This window comes from Desertibacillus haloalkaliphilus (genome assembly GCF_019039105.1).
Lineage (GTDB): Bacteria > Bacillota > Bacilli > Bacillales > KJ1-10-99 > Desertibacillus > Desertibacillus haloalkaliphilus.
Genome location: NZ_JAHPIV010000667.1, coordinates 1 through 294, shown reverse-complemented (window position 1 = coordinate 294; position 294 = coordinate 1). Strand labels below are relative to the sequence as shown.

Genomic DNA, 294 nt, shown 5'->3' with positions numbered 1-294 from the left:
CCGTAGCTCAATTGGATAGAGCGTCTGACTACGGATCAGAAGGTTAGGGGTTCGACTCCTCTCGGGCGCGCCATATTTTCTAATGTACTTATCACTTATGATCTTCTAAAGTGGAGAAACAAGAAGGTCGAGGAAGTAAGCGAAAGAAAACCGGATTGTACAAAGGTACATGAGGATTTGATTGAGTAAAACTGACGAAGAGATTCGCAGTTTATACACTTTAGAAACGGGAAGTAGCTCAGCTTGGCAGAGCACTTGGTTTGGGACCAAGGGGTCGCAGGTTCAAATCCTGTC

Annotated in this window: 1 tRNA gene; it reads left to right on the top strand. The window is 45.2% G+C overall.

Annotation, left to right across the window (positions count from 1 at the left end):
* Positions 1-235 precede the first annotated feature (235 nt).
* A tRNA-Pro gene (locus KH400_RS23780) sits at positions 236-294 on the top strand.